Source organism: Roseovarius sp. YIN77 (assembly GCF_057219155.1).
In genome coordinates this window covers 1-22,985 of record NZ_JBXVVI010000003.1, presented here as the reverse complement: position 1 = coordinate 22,985, position 22,985 = coordinate 1, and the positions used below count along the sequence as shown (strand labels likewise).

General features: G+C 55.4%; 23 protein-coding genes. 19 read left to right on the top strand and 4 right to left on the bottom strand.

Features of this window, described 5'->3' with window-relative positions; genetic code table 11:
• Positions 1 to 101 precede the first annotated feature (101 nt).
• Both AC2D8P_RS05380 and cobU read right to left on the bottom strand, forming a co-directional pair.
• Entirely contained in the window at positions 102 to 671 is a 570-nt protein-coding gene (locus AC2D8P_RS05380) for a histidine phosphatase family protein (RefSeq protein WP_484701166.1), read from the bottom strand.
• Entirely contained in the window at positions 668 to 1,201 is a 534-nt protein-coding gene (gene cobU, locus AC2D8P_RS05375; protein WP_484701164.1) for a bifunctional adenosylcobinamide kinase/adenosylcobinamide-phosphate guanylyltransferase, read from the bottom strand. The genes AC2D8P_RS05380 and cobU overlap by 4 nt, the downstream gene beginning before the upstream one ends.
• A 128-nt stretch (positions 1,202 to 1,329) precedes the next feature.
• Here cobU and AC2D8P_RS05370 point away from each other — a divergent pair, with 128 nt between their 5' ends.
• The 15 genes from AC2D8P_RS05370 to AC2D8P_RS05300 all read left to right on the top strand — a co-directional run bounded on the left by AC2D8P_RS05370 (position 1,330) and on the right by AC2D8P_RS05300 (position 15,803).
• Complete coding sequence (locus AC2D8P_RS05370) at positions 1,330 to 1,647, top strand: ArsR/SmtB family transcription factor (protein ID WP_484701162.1); 318 nt, start codon at positions 1,330 to 1,332, stop codon at positions 1,645 to 1,647.
• A 2-nt stretch (positions 1,648 to 1,649) separates the two neighbouring features.
• On the top strand, positions 1,650 to 2,072 hold the full coding sequence (locus AC2D8P_RS05365; RefSeq protein WP_484701160.1) for an SRPBCC family protein: 423 nt from the start codon (positions 1,650 to 1,652) through the stop codon (positions 2,070 to 2,072).
• A 68-nt stretch (positions 2,073 to 2,140) separates the two neighbouring features.
• Positions 2,141 to 3,343 carry a bifunctional phosphopantothenoylcysteine decarboxylase/phosphopantothenate--cysteine ligase CoaBC gene (gene coaBC / locus AC2D8P_RS05360; protein ID WP_484701158.1) on the top strand — a complete coding sequence of 401 codons (1,203 nt, stop codon included), beginning with the start codon at positions 2,141 to 2,143 and terminating at the stop codon, positions 3,341 to 3,343.
• Positions 3,344 to 3,391: 48 nt separating this feature from the next.
• On the top strand, positions 3,392 to 3,862 hold the full coding sequence (gene dut, locus AC2D8P_RS05355) for a dUTP diphosphatase (protein ID WP_484701384.1): 471 nt from the start codon (positions 3,392 to 3,394) through the stop codon (positions 3,860 to 3,862).
• Positions 3,862 to 4,899: a HesA/MoeB/ThiF family protein gene (locus AC2D8P_RS05350; protein ID WP_484701156.1), complete on the top strand. Its 1,038-nt coding sequence runs from the start codon at positions 3,862 to 3,864 to the stop codon at positions 4,897 to 4,899. The genes dut and AC2D8P_RS05350 overlap by 1 nt, the downstream gene beginning before the upstream one ends.
• 76 nt (positions 4,900 to 4,975) lie before the next feature.
• A complete protein-coding gene (locus AC2D8P_RS05345) occupies positions 4,976 to 5,767 on the top strand; it encodes a transporter substrate-binding domain-containing protein (RefSeq protein WP_484701154.1) in 792 nt (263 codons plus the stop codon).
• A gap of 36 nt (positions 5,768 to 5,803) precedes the next feature.
• Positions 5,804 to 6,607, top strand: coding sequence for an amino acid ABC transporter permease (locus AC2D8P_RS05340; protein ID WP_484701152.1), 804 nt, complete (start codon positions 5,804 to 5,806; stop codon positions 6,605 to 6,607).
• Between the two features lie 106 nt (positions 6,608 to 6,713).
• Positions 6,714 to 8,735, top strand: coding sequence for a M3 family metallopeptidase (locus tag AC2D8P_RS05335; RefSeq protein WP_484701150.1), 2,022 nt, complete (start codon positions 6,714 to 6,716; stop codon positions 8,733 to 8,735).
• A gap of 86 nt (positions 8,736 to 8,821) precedes the next feature.
• A complete protein-coding gene (locus AC2D8P_RS05330) occupies positions 8,822 to 9,154 on the top strand; it encodes a YegP family protein (RefSeq protein ID WP_484701148.1) in 333 nt (110 codons plus the stop codon).
• A 430-nt stretch (positions 9,155 to 9,584) separates the two neighbouring features.
• Positions 9,585 to 10,490: a class II glutamine amidotransferase domain-containing protein gene (locus AC2D8P_RS05325; protein ID WP_484701146.1), complete on the top strand. Its 906-nt coding sequence runs from the start codon at positions 9,585 to 9,587 to the stop codon at positions 10,488 to 10,490.
• Positions 10,490 to 11,173 carry a protein GlxC gene (locus tag AC2D8P_RS05320; RefSeq protein WP_484701145.1) on the top strand — a complete coding sequence of 228 codons (684 nt, stop codon included), beginning with the start codon at positions 10,490 to 10,492 and terminating at the stop codon, positions 11,171 to 11,173. Before AC2D8P_RS05325 ends, AC2D8P_RS05320 begins: the two co-directional genes overlap by 1 nt.
• Positions 11,174 to 11,187: 14 nt before the next feature.
• A complete protein-coding gene (locus AC2D8P_RS05315) occupies positions 11,188 to 12,504 on the top strand; it encodes an FMN-binding glutamate synthase family protein (protein WP_484701143.1) in 1,317 nt (438 codons plus the stop codon).
• Positions 12,505 to 12,569: 65 nt separating this feature from the next.
• Positions 12,570 to 13,874 (top strand): type III glutamate--ammonia ligase, encoded by a 1,305-nt coding sequence (gene glnT / locus AC2D8P_RS05310; protein WP_484701141.1) that lies wholly within the window; start codon positions 12,570 to 12,572, stop codon positions 13,872 to 13,874.
• 243 nt (positions 13,875 to 14,117) lie between these two features.
• Positions 14,118 to 15,551, top strand: a complete 1,434-nt coding sequence (locus AC2D8P_RS05305) for an ammonium transporter (RefSeq protein ID WP_484701139.1) — start codon at positions 14,118 to 14,120, stop codon at positions 15,549 to 15,551.
• Between the two features lie 12 nt (positions 15,552 to 15,563).
• Entirely contained in the window at positions 15,564 to 15,803 is a 240-nt protein-coding gene (locus AC2D8P_RS05300) for a hypothetical protein (RefSeq protein WP_484701136.1), read from the top strand.
• Between the two features lie 173 nt (positions 15,804 to 15,976).
• Here the strand turns inward: AC2D8P_RS05300 and AC2D8P_RS05295 are convergent, their stop codons facing one another.
• Both AC2D8P_RS05295 and AC2D8P_RS05290 read right to left on the bottom strand, forming a co-directional pair.
• Positions 15,977 to 16,597, bottom strand: a complete 621-nt coding sequence (locus AC2D8P_RS05295) for a helix-turn-helix domain-containing protein (protein ID WP_484701134.1) — start codon at positions 16,595 to 16,597, stop codon at positions 15,977 to 15,979.
• 81 nt (positions 16,598 to 16,678) lie between these two features.
• Complete coding sequence (locus tag AC2D8P_RS05290) at positions 16,679 to 17,650, bottom strand: GlxA family transcriptional regulator (protein ID WP_484701132.1); 972 nt, start codon at positions 17,648 to 17,650, stop codon at positions 16,679 to 16,681.
• A gap of 85 nt (positions 17,651 to 17,735) precedes the next feature.
• Here AC2D8P_RS05290 and AC2D8P_RS05285 point away from each other — a divergent pair, with 85 nt between their 5' ends.
• From AC2D8P_RS05285 to AC2D8P_RS05270, 4 genes are read left to right on the top strand one after another with little or no spacing between them, the layout of a single operon-like run.
• Positions 17,736 to 18,986, top strand: coding sequence for a sarcosine oxidase subunit beta family protein (locus AC2D8P_RS05285; RefSeq protein ID WP_484701131.1), 1,251 nt, complete (start codon positions 17,736 to 17,738; stop codon positions 18,984 to 18,986).
• Between the two features lie 17 nt (positions 18,987 to 19,003).
• The gene (locus tag AC2D8P_RS05280; protein ID WP_484701128.1) at positions 19,004 to 19,291 is read left to right on the top strand and encodes a sarcosine oxidase subunit delta; all 288 of its coding nucleotides are present in this window, start codon (positions 19,004 to 19,006) and stop codon (positions 19,289 to 19,291) included.
• Positions 19,288 to 22,236, top strand: a complete 2,949-nt coding sequence (locus tag AC2D8P_RS05275; RefSeq protein ID WP_484701126.1) for a sarcosine oxidase subunit alpha family protein — start codon at positions 19,288 to 19,290, stop codon at positions 22,234 to 22,236. Before AC2D8P_RS05280 ends, AC2D8P_RS05275 begins: the two co-directional genes overlap by 4 nt.
• Positions 22,229 to 22,798 carry a sarcosine oxidase subunit gamma gene (locus AC2D8P_RS05270; protein WP_484701124.1) on the top strand — a complete coding sequence of 190 codons (570 nt, stop codon included), beginning with the start codon at positions 22,229 to 22,231 and terminating at the stop codon, positions 22,796 to 22,798. Before AC2D8P_RS05275 ends, AC2D8P_RS05270 begins: the two co-directional genes overlap by 8 nt.
• Positions 22,799 to 22,985 lie beyond the last annotated feature (187 nt).

The following is a 22,985-nucleotide window of genomic DNA, read 5'->3' as shown; positions in this document are numbered from 1 at the left end:
GCAATAAACGAGGGGTGCGGCCATGCCCGATGACGACCGATCTGCCTGCAATCTATCCTTTGAGATTGGCTGAGAAAAACGAAAGATTTTGAACTTGATGATCAAGGAAGTTGATTGATGCACTCCGCGCGCCAGTGGCCTTGGATATAGCAGAGCTTTGTCACGGACAGGTTGTCGATCCGGTGGCCAAGTGTGTCATAGTTGGACAGCGACAAGGCCCGCTGCACCTGCGTCAGGATCGTGCCCATATGGGCCACGGCGATGATATCCGTGACTGGCGGTTGGGCATCCACAAAGCCGGATACACGCATGGCCAGATCATGCCAACCTTCGCCATTCGGCGCCTTGATGTCGCCGGGCTCCTCCCAGAATTTTCGAATTTGGCTGCCAGAGGCCTGATTGATGTAATCGAAATGCTTCCCTTCCCAGTCGCCGAAATGAATTTCGCGCAAGGAATGGGAATGGTTCAGCCGCATTCGCGCACCCTGTATGGCATCCGCCGTTTCAATCGCGCGGGACAAGTCCGAAGACACAATTGGCGCATTTTCGGGTAACACCTGACGCAACCAATCCAGATGCGCGGTATCCGACAGGTCGGCGGGTGCATCGGTCCAGCCGACCATATCCTTGCGATGGGTTGGACCGTGGCGCACCCACCACCAGGTTGTCATTGCGAAAGCTCCGGCAGCGCGCCTTTCAGCGCCAAGGGCAATCCTGCGATGACGGTGATCACCAAGTCAGCCTGTGTCGCCAGGCGTTGGTTTAACCGGCCTTGTGCTTCACGAAACTGACGTGACAAGGCGTTGTCAGGCACGATACCGGCCCCCACCTCATTTGAAACGACCACAACCCGAGCTGGGCAATTCTGCAAAGCGGCGATCAAGGCTTTACCTTCGGCATCCAAATCATGTTCTGCCAACAGGTGGTTGGTCAGCCACAGGGTCGCGCAATCAAACAGCACCACTTCATCCGATTTGGCCTGTGATAGAGCCTGCGCCGCATCGAACGGGGCCTCCACGGTGACCCAATCAGTTCCACGCTGTTTTAGATGCCGGTCGATCTTTTCCTGCATCTCGGGATCAAAGATCTGTGCCGTGGCGATATAGCGTCGCGGCCGTTCTGTCGCCATGACCATCTGTTCCGCATAGCGCGATTTGCCTGATGCGGCACCGCCGATGACAAGGGTCAATTTGGGAAGCATGGTGTTTCCATCCGCGAATCTTTGGCCAGACCTAGCAAGCATGGACTACTGCGTTAAGCGAAATTCTTGACATGGTACCTAAAGGTATCATAAAAGAGATACCATATGGTACTGTATTGGAGAGACACATGACCGCCCAACAAGCCTTTCGGGCCTTGGCCGATCCCTCCCGGCGCGACATTCTGATGATGCTCAGCAAACGGGACATGACCGTCGCCGATGTGGCCGAAAACTTCACCATGACCCGCGCGGCGGTGAAAAAACACCTGATCATTCTGGAACAGGGTGGCCTGATCTCCACCCACAAGTCAGGCCGGGAACGGATCAACCATTTGGAGCCTCTGGGCCTGAAACAAGTTGATGACTGGCTGCAATTCTTCAGCCGCTTCTGGGATGATAAACTGTCCCGTCTGCAAGCTGCAATTGATACCGAAAAGGGGAAATAATCATGACTGATCTGGTCAAAACGGCCTGTTTCAACATTCCACCTATAGATCTGTGGGAGTGGCTGACGGACAAAGAAAAGCTTGGAAAATGGTTCCACCCGGCGAATGTCGATCTGGAAGAAGGGGCAGAGTATCACCTGATGTGCCCAACAGAGGATGGCGGGCGAAAACCCTTGATCTGGGGGCGGGTGCTAAAAGCCGACCCGCCGAAGGAATTGACATATTCGTTTAACATTAAACCATTGGAGGGGAGGGAGACGATCGTCACTTGGGTTTTGCATCCGATTGCGGGCGAAGGGACACGCCTAACCCTGACCCATTCTGGATTGGGGGCGCTGAACGGTGAAACACCATTATCCCTGATCATGGCGCTGGATGATGGCTGGGACGAACATATCCGGGCCTTGCGCGGTACACATGGCTGAACCAAACGCGCTTGCCAGCGGCCTGCCCCGGGCCTAAACCTGTGGCATAGCCATGGAAGGGGCCGGACATGCTGGCAGGCAAACGCATTCTTCTGATCATTGGGGGCGGAATTGCAGCATTCAAATCGCTGGACTTGATTCGTCGGTTGCGCGAACGCGGGGCGTCTGTGACGCCGGTTCTGACCCGCGCAGCAGAGGAATTTGTCACGCCCCTCTCTGCGTCAGCGCTGGCGGCAAACAAAGTCTATCGCGATCTTTTTGATCTGACCGATGAGGCTGAGATGGGCCATATCGAACTGTCCCGGTCTGCCGATCTGATTGTGGTTGCACCAGCCACAGCCGACCTGATGGCAAAGATGGCGCAGGGACATGCCGATGATCTGGCATCGACGTTGCTTTTGGCCACAGATACGCGGGTTTTGATCGCACCGGCGATGAACGTTCGCATGTGGCAGCATCCGGCCACCCGGCGCAACCGGATCACCCTGGTGGATGATGGCATAGACTTTGTTGGTCCGAATGAGGGCGATATGGCCTGCGGCGAATATGGCCCTGGACGGATGGCAGAGCCGCTGGAAATTGTATCCGCAGTAGAGAATGCTCTGCGCAATGGGCCGTTGGCGGGCAAACATATCATTGTAACATCGGGGCCGACACACGAACCCATCGATCCTGTGCGTTACATCGCCAATCGATCATCAGGGGCGCAGGGCACCGCTATCGCTGCGGCCCTGGCGGCGCTAGGTGCAGAGGTCAGCTTTGTCACCGGGCCTGCAGATCGTGACCCGCCTGCAGGTGTGCATGTGATCCGTGTGGAAACGGCGCAGCAAATGTTGAAGGCCGTGGAAAACGCCCTGCCCGCAGATGCTGCCATCTTTGCCGCTGCGGTGGCCGATTGGCGGATGGCCGAAGAAACCGGTTCAAAAATCAAAAAAGATGCCAGCGGTGCGGTCCCGACCCTGAAATTTGCCGAAAACCCGGACATTCTGGCGACGATTGCCCAAAGGGTCGAGGGGCGGCCCGGTCTGGTCGTGGGCTTTGCTGCCGAAACCAATGACGTGATCGCCAACGCAACGGCGAAGCGGGTTCGAAAGGGATGCGATTGGATCGTTGCCAATGATGTGCGACCGGAAACCGGGATTATGGGGGGGACGGAGAACGCCGTAACCTTGATCACGGATGAGGGCGCTGATCACTGGCCGCGCATGACAAAGGATCAGGTGGCCAAGCGTATAGCCGACCGGGTGGTGTCAGCGTTGGCGGAAGGCTAAGCATGCCTTCGGCGAGAGTGTTTGAACCAAAAAGAAACAGAGGGTGCTGTGTCAGGACCGGTCATTAAAATCCTGCGTGACGACGGTGCGGATGTCGCCATTGCGCTGCCCTCTTATGAAACCGCAGGTGCGGCAGGGGCGGACGTAAGGGCCAACTTGCCAGCGGATCAGCGCGCCTGTGGGATTGTCCTTGGGCCAGGTGCACGGGCGCTCGTCCCCACTGGAATGCGCGTTGAAATCCCTGAGGGGTTCGAGATGCAGGTTCGTCCCCGGTCGGGTCTTGCCTTGAAACATGGGATTACTCTGGTCAATAGCCCCGGCACCATCGACAGCGACTATCGTGGCCCTTTGGGGGTGATTGTGATGAATGCGGGCGACACGCCCTTTACCGTGCAACATGGGGAACGGATCGCGCAACTTGTGATCGCCCCAGTGGTGCAGGCACGGTTTGAACTGGCTGAAATGTTAGAGGATACCCAGCGCGGCAGCGGCGGTTTTGGATCGACGGGGCGCGGCTGATGGGTTTTTTCGCGACCTCTTCAATGGTTTTATGGGGGATTGGGGCGCTGATGAAGGCACCGATCCGGGCCCGTCTGTCCACGATCGGGATGCTTTATCTGGGCATCGTTCTGGCACTGATCGTCCTACCCGAAGGCAGCACCTTGCGCGGGCAACTGGGCGGTAATTTGGGCGAATGGCTGGTGGCCGGGGGCGCTGTGGCGCTGATCTGGGCCTATACGCGCGGGTTGGCGATGTTGAAGGCCCGGCGCGCGATGACACCATCGCCCGCTAAATCCGGGGGCAGTTTTTCGGAAACGGAACTTAACCGCTATGCGCGCCATATCGTGTTGCGCGAATTGGGTGGGCCCGGGCAAAAGAAACTGAAACAGGCGCGGGTGCTTGTGATCGGGGCCGGCGGGCTGGGCTCGCCCGCGCTGTTATATCTGGCGGCGGCCGGGGTCGGCACGATTGGTGTGATTGACGATGATGAGGTTGATAACTCTAACCTACAAAGGCAAGTCATTCACCGTGATCAGGATATCGGCACGCCAAAGGTCTTTTCCGCCGAACGGGCGATGAGGGCGCAAAACCCGTCCATAGACGTCAAGCCTTATCAACGCAGATTGGACGGGGAAATCGCCACTGAACTGATTGCCGAGTATGATTTGGTTCTGGATGGCACCGACAATTTCGACACACGCTATCTGGTCAACCGCGCCTGTGTGGCGGCGGGTGTGCCGCTGGTGTCGGGCGCGCTCAGCCAATGGGAAGGCCAGCTCAGCGTTTTCGACCCCAAACATGACGCGCCTTGTTACGAATGCGTCTTCCCAGAAGCTCCGGCGCCGCATCTGGCACCATCCTGTGCGGCAGCGGGAGTGTTGGGCCCCTTACCCGGCGTGATCGGAACGATGATGGCTGTAGAGGCGGTGAAAGTTATCACCGATGCAGGCACGCCCCTGCGTGGTTCCATGTTGATCTATGACGCGCTTTACGGCGAAAGTCGCCAGTTTACGGTGAAGCGGCGCGCAGATTGCCCGACCTGCGCTGCGTTATGAATGCTTGGCCTTTGGCCAAATCTGATAAATACTACGCCCGGTAGACTTAAATTTTCGGTGACAGGGGGATTAAGACATGAAACTTGCAGGACTAATGTTCGCGGGCGCATTGGCGGCCAGCACGACATTGACTTTGGCTGCGGAGATGCCCGATCTTGGCGGACGCGAAGTCGTTGTGGTGACCGAAAACGCCTATCCCCCGCTGCAATTCATTGACCCGTCCTCGGGCGATGCGGTCGGCTGGGAATATGATGCGATGGCCGAAATTGCCGAACGCATCAACATCACGGTGACTTATGAAAACATCAGTTGGGACGCGATGATCCCGGCTGTCAGTGACGGGCAGTTTGACCTGGGCATGACCGGCATCACCATCCGCGAGGATCGGATGGAGGCGGTGGATTTTTCTGATAAATACATGACCTCCCAGATGTTGATGCTGGTAGCAGGCGATGAGGATCGGTTCACCGACGCCGCGAGTTTCGCCGCCAATCCCGATCTGTTGGCCAGTGCCCAACCCGGCACGACACCGTTCTATGTGACGGTTTACGATATCCTGGACGGCGACGAATCCAATCCAAGGATCCAGCTTTTTGAAACCTTTGGCGCGGCCCTTCAGGCCCTGCGCACCGGCGATGTGGATCTCGCGCTGTCAGACAGCACAGCCGCCAACGGTTATGTCGCGGCAAGTGATGGTGGGCTGAAGGTCATTGGTGAGCCTCTGGGCACAGAAGATTTCGGATTCATCTTCCCAAAGGGCTCTGACCTGGTCGCGCCGATCAATGCCGCGATCGGCGCGATGGGGGCAGACGGCACGCTAGAGGCGCTGAATGTGAAGTGGTTTCTGGAATACAAGCTCGGCAACTGACATTCTGATCAAACCTGATCAAAAGGTCCCCTTGCGATGATCACCAAACCCTCCCGGCAGAAAGAGGACTTTCCCTATTGGCTGGTCGCTTTGGTGGTGCTGGGCGTGGGGGCCTTTGGCTGGATTGTGGCCTCTCCACATTATTATGACGTATTGGAAAAACTTTCCAAAGGCGTGAAAATTACGGTCTTCGTCTCGCTCATCGGTTTTCTTGCGGCATCGCTGATCGGATTGCTGCTGGCGGTGGCCAGCTTGTCCCGCTTTATTATCCTGCGCCAGATCGCCCGGTTCTATATAGAGGTGATCCGCGGGCTGCCGATCCTTGTCATCCTGCTCTATGTCTCTTTTGTTGTGGCCCCTGCGCTTGTCGTGGGGTGGAACTGGATCGCCGAAAGTGTCGGTCTGGATCCGATGCGCAGCCGTGACTTTACCTTTCTGTGGCGCGCAATCATCGCGCTGATGATCGGCTATTCGGCTTTCATTGCGGAGGTCTTTCGGGCCGGGTTGCTGTCAGTTGACGAAGGCCAGATCGAGGCGGCAGAAGCGCTGGGCCTGAATGGCTGGCACAGATTTCGGCTGATCATCTTTCCGCAAGCGATCCGCACGATCCTGCCGCCGCTCGGCAATGATTTCATCGCTATGATCAAGGATTCCTCCTTGGTCTCGGTTCTGGGGGTGCTGGATATCACACAGTTGGGCAAGCTGACCGCAGTGGCCAATTTCCGATATTTTGAAACCTATAATGTGGTTACGATCCTGTATCTGACACTAACAGTCACCCTGTCGCTGATGCTCCGAAAACTGGAAGAAAAGATGCGCAATCGCATTCCCCGGGATTAAGCAGCCTCTGAACGGGGCGGTGTGACCCCGAATATTTTTATTGTGATCTATCCCCTCTGGAACTTTGGAACCGGTCGCCATAGCTTCCCCTCAAAGGAGAGCTTTCATGACCAATCCGCTTCTATCCGACTGGAAGACACCGTTCGAACTGCCCCCATTTGACCAGATTTCTGACGAAGACTTTGCCCCCGCATTCAAGGCTGCGATGGAAGAGGCCCGCGCCAATCTGACAAAGATTGCAAACAATTCCGCCGAGCCGACGTTTGAAAATACGATAGAGGCATTGGAAGGCGCGGATCACCTGTTAGGTCGCGTGCTGTCTGTCTTCTATGCCCTGGCCGGTGCTGACAGCAATGAGGCCCGCCAGAACCTGCAACGCGACTTTGCTCCGAAACTCGCGGCCTATTCATCGGAACTGACGATGAATCCAGCGCTTTTTGCCCGGATAGAGACGCTTTGGCAGGCGCGGGATACGTTAGACCTGAATGATGAGCAGTCCAGACTCCTCATGCTCTACCGGCGCAATTTTATCCGGTCAGGTGCGGCGCTAACGGGGGGAGATCGGGATCGACTGAAAGAGGTCAAGGAACGACTGGCGGTGCTGGGGACCGAGTTCACACAAAACCTGCTGGCCGATGAACGCGACTGGTCGATGCCGGTCGATGACCTGACAGGCCTGCCTGAATTTCTGGTCAGCGCGATGACGGCCGCTGGCGCAGAGCGGGGCGCAGATGACCCTGTTGTCACTCTGTCGCGATCCCTGATCGTGCCCTTTCTGCAGTTTTGCCCAAACCGCGTCCTGCGCGAGACGGCCTACAAGGCATGGGCGGCGCGCGGTGCAAATGGGGGCGAAACGGACAATCGCGCGATCTGCGCAGAAACGCTCACCCTGCGCGAAGAACGGGCGCGTCTTTTGGGTTATGACAGCTTTTCGGCCTATAAACTTGAAACCGAAATGGCGAAAACACCCGAGGCAGTGCGCGATCTGTTGATGGCGGTTTGGGTGCCCGCGAAGGCTCAGGCTGAAAAGGATGCGACCATTTTGGCGGAACGCATGCAGGCAGACGGGATCAATGGTCCGCTAATGCCGTGGGATTGGCATTACTATTCCAGCAAGCGCCGCGAAGAAGAACATGATCTGGATGAGGCAGAGCTGAAACCTTATTTTCAGTTGGATCGGATGATCGAGGCCGCCTTTGCTTGCGCAAACCGTCTGTTTGGCCTGTCCTTCACGGAAATTGATGCACCGAAGTACCACCCGGACGTCCGCATATGGCAAATCTCCCGCGATGGCGATCTGATGGCGGTTTTCGTGGCTGACTATTTTGCCCGCGGATCGAAACGATCTGGTGCGTGGTGTTCGGCCATGCGCCAGCAGAAAAAGCTGGATGGCACGGTGCGGCCTATCGTGGTGAATGTTTGCAATTTCGCCAAACCGCCAGAGGGTCAGGCGGCGCTACTCTCTTATGACGATGCGCGCACTCTGTTTCACGAATTCGGCCATGCCCTGCATCACATCCTGTCAGATGTGACTTATGAATCGATTTCCGGCACCTCGGTTGCCCGTGATTTCGTCGAACTGCCCAGCCAGCTTTATGAACATTGGTTGGAGGTGCCCGAGGTTCTGGCAGAATTTGCCACGCATGCGGACACTGGCGAACCGATGCCCAAAGAACTTTTGGACCGGCTCTTGGCGGCGCAAACCTACGACATGGGCTATCAAACCGTGGAATATGTGGCCTCTGCCCTTGTCGATCTGGCCTTCCATGATGGACCGGCGCCCTCAGATGTGATGGCAAAACAAGCCGAGGTTCTGGTCGGGTTGGGCATGCCAGAGGCGATTGAAATGCGCCACCGCACCCCGCAGTTTGCCCATGTCTTTGCTGGTGACGGTTATTCCAGCGGCTATTACAGCTATATGTGGTCAGAAGTCATGGATGCAGATGCATTCGCAGCGTTTGAGGAGGCAAACGGCCCCTTTGATCCGGCGATGGCTGAAAATCTGGAACGCAACATCCTGTCACGCGGCGGATCGGTTGATGCTGATGACCTCTACACCCTGTTTCGGGGTCGCATGCCGGGGGTAGCGGCGCTTCTACGTGGGCGGGGATTGGACAACGTTGCGTAAGCTTTGGGATCACCATTTGCAACCAAATCAAATCTGTCCGATAGTTTCGGCGCAATTGTAGTTAACGTAACAGGGAGACAGTGCGTATGGCTGGAAAATTTGAACTCTATACAGATAAGGCCGGGGAATACCGGTTCCGCCTGAAAGCCGGGAATGGCGAAATCATTCTGGCAAGCGAAGGATACAAGCAAAAGGCAAGCGCCGAAAACGGCATCGAGTCAGTCAAAAAGAACGCCTCAGACGATGACCGGTATGAACGTAAGGAAACCAAATCCGGTGGACATATGTTCAATCTGAAAGCCACGAATGGCCAGGTGATCGGCACGTCTGAAAGCTATACCAGCACATCAGGCCGTGACAATGGGATCGATTCTGTAAAGCGGAACGCCCCAGACGCACAGGTCGTCGATCTAAGCTAAAGTTTCCCGACATCGGGCCCAATCGACACGCCGCGAGATTCGCGGCGTGTTTTTTTGCGGCATTGCCGGTTTCCCCTCAGTGCAAGACTAGGGACACGGGGGAGTGAAGCAGGTGCGTTTCGCACCCATTCAGCCGACATCCGGTTTCACGACATGAAAAATCATTGGTTTACAATTGCCTAGTGTCCTATTTGGCAATCAACAATTGCAATTGGAAAGTTAAATCTCGCATGGTTGGGGCATCGGCCCTAATGCTTTCTGTAGCAGAAGTCCTTCAATTAAATTGTTAAATTTCAAAGATGTAAGTCGCCCAGGGTTTCAAAGTGCCGGGTTTTTAATGATCCCCTCAAAAAGTCACTGCAAAACGGATTGACATAATACTATTGGTGAAATAACTTTCTTGAGAGTAAAACGCTAATGGGAGGTTTCAATGTGCGGAATCGTTGGTCTCTATCTCAAGAATGAGAAATTGAAAGATCAGCTGGGGGAGCTTTTCGTCCCCTTGTTGGAAAAGATGACAGATCGCGGCCCTGACAGTGCTGGATTTGCGATTTATCACAACCCGGCAGAGGCTGGGTCAGCCAAGATCACAGTCTATCACCCGGATCCAAGCTTTCACTGGGGCCAGTTGACTGACAGCCTGCGCGATCAGTTCAGCGGTGATTTCGAAGACACTGTTTATGAATCGCATTGCCTGATCACAACCACCGCCGATCCGGTTGCCGTTGTGGATGCCATACACGAAAACGATCCCGATCTGAACGTCACCAGCTATGGCGACCGGATCGAGATCTACAAGGAAACCGGGCTGCCCGCCGAAGTGGCAGAGCGCTTTCATCTGAAGAATATGAAGGGTACGCATATCATCGGCCACACGCGTATGGCCACTGAAAGCGCGGTCACCACTGATGGTTCTCACCCGTTTTCAACCGGGTCTGATCTGTGCCTCGTGCATAATGGGTCGCTGTCCAATCACAATCGCTTGCGCGAACATCTGACCACCCATAAGGGTGTTAAAATTCGCACGCAGAACGACACAGAGGTCGGCGCCGCCTATATTGCCAATCAGATGGCAGAGGGCCGCACGCTTCACGAAGCGTTCGAGGACTGCCTAGATGCGCTCGATGGGTTCTATACTTTCGTTGCCGGCACCCGCGATGGCTTTGCCGTGATGCGTGACCCCATCGCTTGTAAGCCAGCCGTTCTGGCCGAAACCGACGACTATGTCGCGTTTGCCTCCGAATACCACGCATTGGTGACCCTGCCGGGGATCGAAGAGGCAAAAGTATGGGAACCCGAACCCGCAACGGTCTATAGCTGGGGAGGCAACCACTGATGACGACAGTTCTGGATATGTCCAAACAGGACCTGCGCGAGGTCAATGTCGCCTTGCAGGCGGCAAATGGGACAGATAGCAAATCATCCTTCACGCTGGAACATCCGTTGGGATCGCATGCTTTAGGTGTCGGTCTCGACTCTCCGGTCGATCTGACCATCAACGGTCACACCGGATATTACTGCGCTGGCATGAACAAAACCGCCAATATCACCATCAATGGCAATGCCGGGCAGGGTGTGGCGGAAAACATGATGTCGGGCCGCGTTCACGTCAAGGGCGATGCAGGGTCTTCCGCTGGTGCAACCGCCCATGGGGGCACGTTGATCATCGAGGGCAATGCCGGGTCACGCTGCGGAATTTCTCTGAAAGGGTGCGATATCGCTGTGCGCGGTAGTGTCGGCCATCTCAGCTGCTTCATGGCACAAGCGGGTACGCTTGTTGTCGGAGGTGACGCTGGCGATGCGCTGGGTGATTCACTCTATGAAACCCGCATCTATGTGCGCGGATCTGTCAAAAGCTTGGGTGCCGATTGCATCGAAAAACCGATGAAACAAGAGCACCTGGATCAATTGCAGGCCCTGCTTGATCAAGCTGGCTTTGACGACATGAAGCCATCAGAGTTCAAACGTTATGGATCTGCTCGCCAGCTCTATAACTGGAACGACGGTAACGAATACTAAGGGGGGATCGATCCATGACTACGCGTACTATGAAGCAGCGCCCGTCGGCAGCATTCGACGATTATTCGATCGATTACATCCGTCGTGCGGCAGAAACCGGAATTTACAGAATCCGTGGGTTTGGCGCCAAGCGTGACTTGCCAACTTTTGACGATCTTTTGATGCGCGGGGCCTCGATTTCGCGTTACCCGCTCGAAGGATACCGGGAAAAATGTGACACTAGTGTTACTTTGGGCACTCGTTTTGCAAAAAAGCCTATTGAGCTGAAAATCCCGATCACTATTGCCGGGATGAGCTTTGGATCGCTCTCCGGTCAGGCCAAGGAATCTCTGGGTCGTGGCGCGTCCGCCGTCGGTACGTCTACCACGACTGGTGATGGTGGCATGACCGAAGAAGAGCGCGGCCATTCCACTCAACTCGTTTATCAATATCTGCCATCGCGCTACGGCATGAATCCTGATCACTTGCGCCGTGCTGATGCGATCGAGGTTGTCGTCGGCCAGGGTGCGAAACCCGGTGGCGGCGGCATGTTGCTAGGCCAGAAAATCACCGAACGTGTTGGTAAGATGCGTACATTGCCGGTTGGCATTGACCAGCGCTCTGCCTGTCGTCACCCGGATTGGACCGGCCCGGACGATCTGGCGATTAAAATCCGCGAACTGCGTGAAATCACCAATTGGGAAAAACCGATCTATATCAAGGTTGGCGCGGCCCGTCCCTACTATGACACGGCCCTGTCTGTGAAAGCAGGCGCTGATGTTGTGGTGATTGATGGCATGCAGGGCGGCACCGCTGCAACGCAGGACGTTTTCATCGAAGATATTGGTCTGCCAACCTTGGTTGCCGTGAAAGAGGCCGTTCAGGCCCTGAAAGACCTCGATATGCACCGCAAGGTTCAATTGGTTGTTGGCGGCGGCATTCGCAAGGGTGCAGATGTGGCCAAGGCTCTGGCAATGGGCGCAGATGCGTGTTCCATCGGCACGGCGGCATTGATTGCCTTGGGCGATCAGGATCCGGCGTTACAGTCTGAATATGAAAAACTCGGCTCTTCCGCAGGCTGCTGGGAGGACTATCAAGACGGGTTTGACCCTGCCGGGATCACCACCCAAACACCGGAACTGGCCTCGCGCCTTGATCCGGTCGCGGCGGGCAATCGTCTGGCCAACTATCTGCGCGTCATGGCGATGGAGGTTCAGACAGTCGCCCGGGCTTGCGGAAAAAGTTCGGTGCACAACCTGGAACCCGAAGACATGGTCGCCTTGACTGTCGAGGCGGCAGCAATGTCCGGCATTCCGCTGGCTGGTACCAACTGGGTGCCAGGACGCGAATAATACAAACGGGCGGCGCTTCAATCTCTTGAGGCGCCGTTCTCATATACAGAATTGGGAGGATAAAAATGGCAACGAGCCTCAAAAAAGTCGCAGAAGAAAAAGGCATTCGCTTTTTCCTGTGCAGCTTCACCGACTTGTTTGGCGTAACCCGTTCGAAACTGGTGCCAAAAGAAGCGATTGACATGATGCAAGAAGACGGCGCCGGTTTTGCCGGGTTCGCCGCGCATCTGGATTTGTCACCGGCGGATACGGATATGACCGCGTTGCCCGACCCGGATTATATGATCCAGTTGCCATGGAAACCAGAAGTCGCTTGGGTGCCCGGTGATCTGTTTCTGGGCAAAGAACGCCTCGGCCACTGTCCCCGGACGGTTCTGAAAAACGTTCTGAAAAGCGCGAATGACCAAGGCTACAGTATCTTGACTGGGGTGGAATGCGAATTCCACTTGCTCACTCCCGATGGGACGATTGTCGCAGACGAATTCGATACCCGTGCCAAACCTTGCTACGATCAGCAGGCTGTGATGCGGCGCTATGATCTGATCGCAGAGCTGAATGATCACATGCAGTCGCTGGGCTGGGGCCCGTATCAGAACGACCACGAAGACGCCAATGGCCAGTTTGAACAGAACTGGGGTCCGGCAGATTCTCTAGTGACCGCAGACCGCCACGTATTCTATAAGTACATGGTCAAAACCCTGGCAGAAAAACACGGGCTGCGCGCCACGTTCATGCCGAAACCGATCCAGGGTCTTACCGGCAACGGCACGCACTGCCACGCTTCGGTCTGGACGGCAGATGGTAAAACCAACCTGATGAAGGGTGACGATCAGTTGGGCCTGTCAGGGCTCGCACTGAACTTCATTGGCGGCCTTCTGGAAAATGCCGCTGCGATGACGCTGATCCTGAATCCGATCCACAACAGCTACAAACGAATCAATGCGCCACGAACCTCGTCTGGCGCGACCTGGGCCCCCAATACGGTGACCTGGTCTGGAAACAACCGGACACATATGATCCGGGTCCCGGCCAGCAACCGGATTGAATGTCGCCTTCCTGATGGGGCCGCAAACCCCTATCTGTTGCAGGCCGCGGTCGCGGGCGCCGGTTTGCATGGGATCATGAACAAGACAGATCCGGGTAAGCGCTATGACATCGACATGTATGCAGAGGGGCACACCATCAAGGATGCGCCAAAGCTACCGTTGAATATGGTCGACGCCATGCGTCTGTTCGAAGAATCATCCAATCTGCCTGCCTTTTTGGGGGAGGAGCTGTGCAGTTCCTATCTCAAGCTCAAGCAGGACGAATGGACTGACTTCATGCACCACTTCTCTGAATGGGAACGTCGCAACGGATTGGATGTCTAAGCCATTACAATGCGGGGCATGAACCATGCCCCGCATCGCTGGTGGAAACATATTCACCCGGAAATAAAAGTTGACCGGCAGTGAAAATTTTTTCACTATAAATCTGGGAATGCGCAAAAAATCCCCCAGGAAGAACCCCTCAAGGGGCATCCCGACAAAGGGCACATTGTCCAAACCGTCGAATTTGGGAGCGCATACTCGTAAAACTGCGGCGGGAAGGCCGCGCAACACATGGAGGTGTAAATGGATACCGATATCGGTGCCCTGACAGTGATATTCACTGAATTCTACTATTGGGTAACAATTCCACTCATGTTCCTGATTCACGTCGGGTTCTGTATGTATGAGGTTGGCGCGACCCGTCACAAAAACCACATGCACACGGTGATGAAAAACACCATGCTTATCCCGCTGGTTACCGTCACGTTCTTCTTCTTTGGCTGGTGGATTTACTTCGCCTTCCCCAATGGTCCGGGTATCACCGGCGGCATTACGCAATCAGATAATGCTGTTCCGTGGTCGGAACTGATGGGGACACACTTGGGTGGTCCTGGCCCGGCGCTGGATTCTGCGCAAGGCTACGGTGTTGAACTTGGCAACAGCTTTTGGAACCGCTTGAATGGTGTGTTCTGGGCGGCGTTCCTGCTGTTCTCTTGGACAGCAGCTTCGATCGTGTCCGGGGCCACTATCGAACGGATTCGTCCTTCGGCCTTCTGGATTCTGGCGGTTGTCATCGGCTCCTTCACCTGGATCATCGATGCGGCCTGGGGCTGGCATCCTGACGGGTGGATGGTTACCCAACTGGGGTATCATGACGCCTACGCTTCTGGTGTTATCCACGCGATTGCTGGCGGCTTTGCCTTGGGTGTTATCGTTGTTTTGGGTCCACGGATCGGCAAATTTGCCCCCGATGGAACCCCGCGCAACATCAACCCGCACAACAAGTGGCTGGTCACAATCGGCTTGTTCCTGATCTACACCGGTTTCTGGGGCTTCTACGTGGCCTGTAACGTGCCGATCATTGATCACCAGGCGCTGGGCGGTGCAGAAGGTGTCGTGAACTTTACCGCGACAACAATCTACCTGACACCAACCACACTGTCGGCCATCGTGTTCAACTTCCTGATGTCTTTGTCGGGCGGTCTGATCATGGGCTACATGGTGTCCAAGGGCGAAGCGTTCTGGACTTACTCTGCTGGACTTGCCGGTGTGATTACCGCATCTGCGGGTAATGACCTGTATCATCCGATCCAGGCCATGATCATTGGTGCCATCGGTGCATACTGTGCCTACAAGCTGCACTTCTGGGTCGAGCGTAAGTTCAAAATCGACGATCCGGTTGGCGCTGTCGCTGTACACGGTTATGCTGGTTTCATCGGTCTGATCATCTGTGGTTTCGTTCTTTGGGGTCACCCGGCAACTGCCGCGTACCACGCTGAAGTTGCGGTGATCACGCCGTGGGGTCAGTTCATCGGTGCGTGCATCATGGCCATCGTCCTAGGCTTCATCCCAGCATTTGTCGTATCCAAGATTTTGTCCGGCATGGGCATGTTGCGGATACCGGCAGCGGTTGAGCTGGTTGGTTTGGACATGAGCGAAGAGTTTGCCGAAGAGGCAGATGCAATCGCAGTGTCACAAGCTGATATCGAAGAAGCCAAGAGAATCGGACTGCTTTAAGGAGGTACTGATATGTCTACGACAGGAATCGAAACCTGGGCAGGCGCAGATCTGTCGCAAATTGGTCCGATCTACCCGATGGTGGGAACAGAGTTCATACTGTTTCTGATCGGGTTGGCATTCTGGCTGGCGTTCCACGTCATCCAGAGCAAGATCGAAGCCAAGGAGCTTGAGGCGGACGAAGCCGAAGCCCGCAATCCAGAAAGATTGCAAAGGGTGTTTGACGAGGAGGCCCGCGCACGCGCGGACTGATCCCGACACCCAGAGAAACAGACGCCGGCCCTCAGGCCGGCGTTTTTCGTTTTGAGCTGTTTGTTTGGAATGGGAATTCGACAGATCCTGGTATGAACTTTTATTGCCAAGAGATTGACGCACAAAATCCAATACCGACGAAATACAGTCGCAATACCGACGTTTAATCCAGGTTAAGCTTTGCGTTCGTAACTGATGATCGCCAGGAACCGGATTGGAAATTTTTTCAGCTTTTCCGGGCCGTGAACGGATAGCGGATCAAAGAAAAGACTGTCACCCGGGCCCATTTCATAAATCTCATCGCCGTGGCGATAATCCATTTCGCCTTCCAGAATATGCAGAAATTCCACGCCGCTATGTTGGAACCAGGGAAAGACATCAGCCTTATCGCTGAGCGTTACCAAATAGGGTTCGACATCAACTTCACCCCGAACACCATGGCCCAGCAGACGGTAATGATGCCCGGCGCGCGTCCCGCGCCGCTCAATCTCCAGCCCCTCACCGGCACGGACATATGATACATCTCGGTGCTCCTCGTACTGAGTGAAAAGTGTGGTAATTGAAGTACTTAGACCCTCTGCAATACGTTCCAGCGTGGTGAGAGAAGCCGAGGTTTGTCCATTCTCGATCTTTGAAATCATCGCGACAGATACCGATGATGCCTTGGACAGATCGGTCACTGTCAGGTTCTTTAGATGTCTCAGTTTTCGGATTTGCCGACCAATGGCAAGCTGCAAGAGCGACCCACGGTCGCTTGCGGAAAGTTCATGAGCATCTCGGAGTTCGGAGGACATTACATGCCGCCTTTGGTTTTAAGGGGGATCGTCGCGATAGCCGACCCCCTGTTAGATTTTACTGACATAAGATTAATTTAACTACGAGCTTGCCAATTTCGAAGGGGAAACACCATATTTTTTTCGAAAAGCAGTCGAAAAATGCGAGGAACTGGAAAAACCAGAGGCCAGCGCGATTTCCGTCATTGGCAGAGAACTGTTTCGCAGAAGATTTTTTGACAATTCCAGGCGAAGATCCATGTAAAACGCCATGGCGGTCATACCAAGCTCGTTGTTGAACAGCCGGTTCAGTTGCCGCACTCCAACGCCGGAAAACTCAGCCAGCCGCGGCAATGGCAAAGTGTCTGCGACATGGCTTCGCATCAGTTCAATCGAATCCAGAACCGCTTGATTGTTTGTGCCATAGCGTTCTGCCAGGCTTGACCGTTGCGAACTGGCAGATGGCCGGATTTCGGTATGCATGAACCAATCACTGACCTTACGGGCGAATTCATTGCCGTGACGATCCGCGATCAGCGCGTGCATCATGTCCATGGGGGCAATTCCGCCAGCACAAGTTACCCGGTTGCGATCAATGACATAAAGCGACCGTTCAACCAAAAGTGCGGGCGATAGTTCTGCAAGCGCTGCAGCATGTTCCCAGTGAACCGTCATTCGGCGCCCGGCCATCAACCCGGCATGAGCCAGCAACAGGGGCCCGCCCGAGACACCCCCCAAAGTGACGCCCCGATGATCAAGCTGCCGTAGGATGGGTGCCACAGGGGCAGTTAGTATCTCCCTTTGGTTGCCCCCTGCGACCACAAAGACAAAATCAAGCTTCCCGGAATTAAGAATGTCGCCATGTGATCGAACCTGAATGCCGTTACTGCTGGTCGCAACAGCACCTGAAGCTGGGAAATAAAGGATCTCATACAGCTCCTCTCCTGCGATCAGATTGGCAGCGCGAAATGGCTCTACCACGGACGCGAAAGACATCAATGCAAAGTCATCAATGATCAACACCCCAATTCTGGAGTGTTTTCCAAATGTGAAACCTTTTTCACCTGCGTCCATTTTTTGAAATTATATGTCCGTTTTGTAAAAGTCAAAGCAGACGTAAAGGTAGAAACTGGGAATCAGATAAACGTGATGGGTGAACATGCGATACTCTGCTTTGAATGTGTTCTTGCAAGGTCTGAAAGGCAATACCGGGTGGAAACCCGCCTGGAGAGATCCGGAACCAAAAAACGAATATGACGTCATCATTGTCGGCGGCGGCGGGCACGGGCTGGCCACGGCCTACTACTTGGCAAAGGAACACGGCATCACCAATGTTGCCGTGCTGGAAAAGGGGTGGATCGGCGGCGGCAATGCCGGGCGGAACACGACGATCATCCGTTCCAACTATATGATGCCAGGCAACGAACCTTTCTACGAATTCTCCATGAAACTGTGGGAGAATCTGGAGCAGGAGCTGAACTTCAACGCGATGATTTCCCAACGTGGCATCCTGAATCTCAGCCATAACGACAACCAGCATGATGCCTTTGCCCGTCGCGGTAACGCGATGCGTCTGGCCGGTGCAGATGCAGTTTTGCTGGATCGCGAGGGCGTGCGCAAGATGTGCCCGTTCCTGAATTTCGACAACGAACGTTTCCCGATCAAGGGCGGCATCTGGCAACCCCGTGGTGGCACGGCCCGTCATGACGGTGTTGTTTGGGGCTATGCCCGTGGGGCGGACATGCGCGGTGTCGACATCATCCAAAACTGCGAAGTCACCGGATTTGACGTCGACAATGGCGTCGTGACCGGCGTTCAGACCTCACGCGGTGCGATCAAGGCGAAAAAAGTGGCTGTCGCTGTCGCCGGTAATTCTGGCAAGGTCATGGCCAAGGCCGGGATGCGCTTGCCCATCGAAAGCCACGTTCTGCAGGCCTTCGTGTCTGAGGGGTTGAAACCCTTGATCCCGGGTGTTGTGACCTTTGGTGCCGGGCACTTCTATGTTAGCCAGTCAGACAAGGGCGGCCTTGTCTTTGGTGGCGATCTGGACATGTACAACACTTACGCCCAACGTGGAAACCTGCCGGTAATCGAGGATGTCTGCGAAGGCGGCATGGCGATCATGCCCATGATTGGCCGGGCTCGGCTTCTTCGCGCGTGGGGTGGTAATGTCGACATGTCGATGGACGGCTCACCATTCATCGACAAGACCCATATTGATGGGCTCTTCTTCAATGGTGGTTGGTGTTATGGCGGGTTCAAGGCTACGCCTGCCTCAGGCTTCACCTACGCCCATCTGATCGCCACCGAACAGCCCCACAAAGTTGCAACAGAGTACCGGCTTGACCGGTTCCGTCGTGGCCACATGATCGACGAAAAAGGTCAGGGCGCACAGCCCAACCTGCACTGACGGAAAGGAACGGAAACATGATTATCAACCACCCGCTCCTTGGCCCCCGCGACGCCAACGAGTTTCGCTATTTCGGCGATGCACAGCTGATCGATCGACCAGATTGGCAGAGTGAAACCGCTCAGGACGAATTCTATGAATATCTGTACCTGCGCGATAACCCTGCTGGATTGCACAAAGAGCTTTGGTTTCACGAAAACGGCGACCGGTCCTGGCTGGTCGTGACCCGTGACACCACCACACATGAAATCACCAACGTAGAATTGGCGCGCGATGTCGCGCTTTCGCGGGGGCGGAGCAAATGACGCAGACAAATCGTATATCCGGCGGCCTGATTGATCGCAGCGCACCTTTGAATTTTACCTTCAATGGTCGCCAGATGCAGGGCTATCAGGGCGATACGCTCGCCTCTGCTTTGCTTGCCAACGGGCAAGTTTTGATGGGGCGCTCGTTTAAATATCACCGCCCGCGCGGCGTTCTGAGCGCCGGCAGTGAAGAGCCTAACGCGCTGGTCCATCTGCGTGGCGGAGCCCATACAGAACCCAACACCCGCGCCACGGTGGCAGAACTTTTCAACGGCCTGACAGCAACCAGTCAGAACCATCGTGGATCGCTCGAACATGACTTGATGGGCGGGCTGGATTTGATGGCCCCGTTCTTTTCGGCAGGCTTTTACTACAAAACCTTCATGTGGCCCAAAGCGTTCTGGGAAAAAGTCTACGAACCCTTCATCCGCAGCTCGGCCGGATTGGGTGCAATGTCCACTCGCGAGGACCCTGATACGTATGAGAAGGGATTCCTGCATTGTGATCTGCTGGTTATTGGGTCCGGCCCCGCTGGCTTAATGGCTGCATTGACCGCAGGGCGTTCCTCTGCACGAGTCATTCTGGCGGACGAGGATTTCGAACTGGGTGGGCGCCTGAACGCCGAGACCTACGAAATCGATGGAATGTCTGCTTCAGAATGGGCCGCAAACGCCCGGGCAGAGCTGGAAGCAATGCCAAATGTTCAGGTGATGCCGCGCACCACCATCATGGGTGCGTTTGATCACGGTGTTTACAGTGCGCTAGAGCGTGTCACCGATCACTTGCCAACCAGCAATAGTAAGCCGCGTCAGATTTTGTGGCGGGTTTATTCCAAACGTGCGGTTCTGGCTACCGGTGCAACAGAACGCCCGATCGCTTTTGGCAACAATGATCGCCCGGGCGTGATGATGGCGGGTGCGGTTCGCACCTATGTCAACCGCTACGGCGTTGCCCCCGGCAAACAGGTGGCCGTGTTCACAAACAATGATGACGGCTGGCGCACTGCGCAGGATCTGGTCGCCAAGGGGATTGACGTGACTGCGGTGATTGATAGCCGCGCAGATGCACAACGGATTGATATCCCCGGCGCAAAGATTCAGATGGGCGGACGTGTGATCAGCACCACAGGCCGCAAGGGCTTGAAATCCATTATCCTCGCCGAAGGCGGCGCAGTTCCTGCGGATTGTTTGGCTGTCTCTGGCGGCTGGAACCCTAACGTGCATCTGACGTGCCACCATCGCGGTCGGCCTGAATGGCGCGACGACTTGTCCGCCTTCGTTCCGGGTAGTGATTTACCTCCGGGGATGATCGTCGCCGGTGCCGCCAGCGGTCAAATGTCACTCTTCTCTTCCCTTGAGGCTGGGCAGGAAGCTGCGAAACAGGCGCTGACCGAACTTGGTATGACCCCCGTATCATCGGTCGCGCCCGCAGCCGAAGACGAACCCGTCAGCCAAAGCGCCTTCTGGCATGTCAAGGAAAGCAAGGGCCGCGCCTGGCTGGATCAGCAAAACGATGTAACGGTCAAGGATGTTAAACTCGCTCATCAGGAAGGATATAAATCCGTCGAACTGTTGAAGCGCTATACAACGCTCGGCATGGCCACCGATCAGGGCAAGACAGCTAATATCCCGGCCTTGGCCATCATGGCTGAATGCACCGGTAAATCGATCCCCGAAACCGGCACGACGATCTATCGTCCGCCGTATTCCCCGGTTGCCATCGGTGCATTGGCCGGTCGAGCGCGCGGAATGGGCTTCCGCCCGCTGCGCGTGACGCCGAGCCACACCTGGGCCGCAGAAAAAGGTGCAACCTTCACTGATGCCGGCATGTGGAAACGGGCGCAGTGGTTCTCGGAATCAGGTGAAAGCCATTGGCGCGAAACCGTGAACCGAGAGGTCACAGCCACCCGAACTGCTGTCGGGGTTTGCGATGTAACCACGCTGGGTAAGATCGACATTCAGGGTCGCGATGCGGCCGACTTCCTGAACAAGCTCTACATTAACGGGTTTGCTAAATTGGCGGTGGGCAAGGTCCGCTATGGTCTGATGCTGCGCGAAGATGGCATAGCCATGGATGACGGCACGACGGCACGTCTGGGCGAAAATCATTTCGTCATGACCACAACCACGGCTAAGGCAGGCCCGGTCTATCAGCATATGGAATTCTGCCGTCAGGTTCTGTACCCAGAAATGGATGTACATCTGATTTCGACCACGGATGGATGGGCGCAATTCTCTGTCGCAGGTCCCAAGGTGCGTGAGATGCTGCAAACCATCGTTGATCCAGAACATGACATCTCGAACGAGGCGTTCCCCTACATGGCCTGCGGTGACATCACCGTATGCGGCGGAACGCGCGCACGCCTATTCAGAATTTCGTTCTCTGGCGAACATGCCTATGAGCTCGCAGTTCCGGCGCGTTATGGCGATGGCATGATCCGAGTTTTGGACGAGGCAGTCCAGAAATTTGGTGGCCTTGTTTATGGGACCGAGGCGCTAAGTGTCATGCGGGTTGAAAAGGGCCACGCAGCCGGGAATGAGCTGAATGGTCAGACCACGGCCGTCAATCTTGGCATGGGCCGGATGGTGTCGAAGAAGAAAGACTGCATCGGCAATACTCTGTCTGAACGACCCGAATTGAACAAAGAGGGCGATCTGCGTCTGGTTGGCTTCAAGCCAGTGGATGGCAAGAGCCTTTTGACCGGCGGTGCGCATTTCCTTGAAAAAGGTGCGGCAGAGACCTTGGAAAACGACCTGGGCTACATGACATCGGTCGCCTTCTCACCCTCGCTCGGCCATTCCGTCGGGCTTGGCTTCATCAAGCGCGGATCAGAACGTATGGGCGACACTGTGCGTGCCGTTGATCTGGTTCGTGGCCACGATATCGAGGTAGAGATCTGCTCTGCCCACTTTGTTGACCCTGAAGGAGAACGTCTCCGTGTCTGAATATACGCTTACAGCAGCCCCGGTTTTGGGCGGTTTCAACCAAACCTTTGGCGACACCAAAATCCAAGAGGTTACCGGGCTTTCCATCGTGTCCATTTCCGTTCCACGCGAAGGGGAGGATGCTCTGAACGCGGCGATGAAATCTGCTTATGGGGCAGAGTTCCCGACGGCAGGAAAGTCGACCAGATCCGAAGACGGATCAGTTCAATTTCTTGGCATGGGGCCGGATCAGGCCTTCGCAATCTTTGATCACGCGGGTGCCGATGGCGATCGGGTGATTGCAGAGAAACTGGGTGATGCCGGATACTATACGTTCCAGTCCGATAACTGGGTGGCGCTGCGCCTGTCCGGGGGTCATGCCCGCGAAGCATTGCAACGTACTTGTCAGATTGACATCCATCCGGATGTGTTTCTGCCCGGGGCAGTGGCGCGAACGGTTATGGAACATATGGGATCAACCATCGTGGCAGAAGACGGCGACAGCTTCTTGCTTCTGTCCGCCTGGTCCACAGCGGGATCTTTCCTGCATGCGATTGAAACATCGGTCAAATATGTTGTGTAGGGACCGAGTTAAAAACCAACACAAAATCAGAAACATGGCCGCTTAGGTCTAAGGAACCAAAGGGGGATCCTATATATGAGTTACAAGTCTGACATTGAGATAGCTCGCGAGGCTGTCAAGCGTCCGATCATTGAGATTGGGGAGAAGCTTGGGATATCGAGCGACAATTTGCTGCCTTACGGGCATG

Excerpts from the sequence above, each read along its gene's own strand:
- AC2D8P_RS05345 (WP_484701154.1), top strand. The coding sequence starts at position 4,976 with ATGAAACTTGCAGGACTAATGTTCGCGGGCGCATTGGCGGCCAGCACG.
- AC2D8P_RS05320 (WP_484701145.1), top strand. The coding sequence starts at position 10,490 with ATGACGACAGTTCTGGATATGTCCAAACAGGACCTGCGCGAGGTCAAT.
- AC2D8P_RS05280 (WP_484701128.1), top strand. The coding sequence starts at position 19,004 with ATGATTATCAACCACCCGCTCCTTGGCCCCCGCGACGCCAACGAGTTT.
- AC2D8P_RS05350 (WP_484701156.1), top strand. The coding sequence starts at position 3,862 with ATGGGTTTTTTCGCGACCTCTTCAATGGTTTTATGGGGGATTGGGGCG.
- AC2D8P_RS05275 (WP_484701126.1), top strand. The coding sequence starts at position 19,288 with ATGACGCAGACAAATCGTATATCCGGCGGCCTGATTGATCGCAGCGCA.
- AC2D8P_RS05330 (WP_484701148.1), top strand. The coding sequence starts at position 8,822 with ATGGCTGGAAAATTTGAACTCTATACAGATAAGGCCGGGGAATACCGG.
- AC2D8P_RS05370 (WP_484701162.1), top strand. The coding sequence starts at position 1,330 with ATGACCGCCCAACAAGCCTTTCGGGCCTTGGCCGATCCCTCCCGGCGC.
- AC2D8P_RS05300 (WP_484701136.1), top strand. The coding sequence starts at position 15,564 with ATGTCTACGACAGGAATCGAAACCTGGGCAGGCGCAGATCTGTCGCAA.
- AC2D8P_RS05365 (WP_484701160.1), top strand. The coding sequence starts at position 1,650 with ATGACTGATCTGGTCAAAACGGCCTGTTTCAACATTCCACCTATAGAT.
- AC2D8P_RS05380 (WP_484701166.1), bottom strand. The coding sequence starts at position 671 with ATGACAACCTGGTGGTGGGTGCGCCACGGTCCAACCCATCGCAAGGAT.
- AC2D8P_RS05315 (WP_484701143.1), top strand. The coding sequence starts at position 11,188 with ATGACTACGCGTACTATGAAGCAGCGCCCGTCGGCAGCATTCGACGAT.
- AC2D8P_RS05290 (WP_484701132.1), bottom strand. The coding sequence starts at position 17,650 with ATGGACGCAGGTGAAAAAGGTTTCACATTTGGAAAACACTCCAGAATT.
- AC2D8P_RS05285 (WP_484701131.1), top strand. The coding sequence starts at position 17,736 with ATGCGATACTCTGCTTTGAATGTGTTCTTGCAAGGTCTGAAAGGCAAT.
- AC2D8P_RS05305 (WP_484701139.1), top strand. The coding sequence starts at position 14,118 with ATGGATACCGATATCGGTGCCCTGACAGTGATATTCACTGAATTCTAC.
- AC2D8P_RS05295 (WP_484701134.1), bottom strand. The coding sequence starts at position 16,597 with ATGTCCTCCGAACTCCGAGATGCTCATGAACTTTCCGCAAGCGACCGT.
- AC2D8P_RS05335 (WP_484701150.1), top strand. The coding sequence starts at position 6,714 with ATGACCAATCCGCTTCTATCCGACTGGAAGACACCGTTCGAACTGCCC.
- AC2D8P_RS05325 (WP_484701146.1), top strand. The coding sequence starts at position 9,585 with ATGTGCGGAATCGTTGGTCTCTATCTCAAGAATGAGAAATTGAAAGAT.
- glnT (WP_484701141.1), top strand. The coding sequence starts at position 12,570 with ATGGCAACGAGCCTCAAAAAAGTCGCAGAAGAAAAAGGCATTCGCTTT.
- cobU (WP_484701164.1), bottom strand. The coding sequence starts at position 1,201 with ATGCTTCCCAAATTGACCCTTGTCATCGGCGGTGCCGCATCAGGCAAA.
- AC2D8P_RS05340 (WP_484701152.1), top strand. The coding sequence starts at position 5,804 with ATGATCACCAAACCCTCCCGGCAGAAAGAGGACTTTCCCTATTGGCTG.
- coaBC (WP_484701158.1), top strand. The coding sequence starts at position 2,141 with ATGCTGGCAGGCAAACGCATTCTTCTGATCATTGGGGGCGGAATTGCA.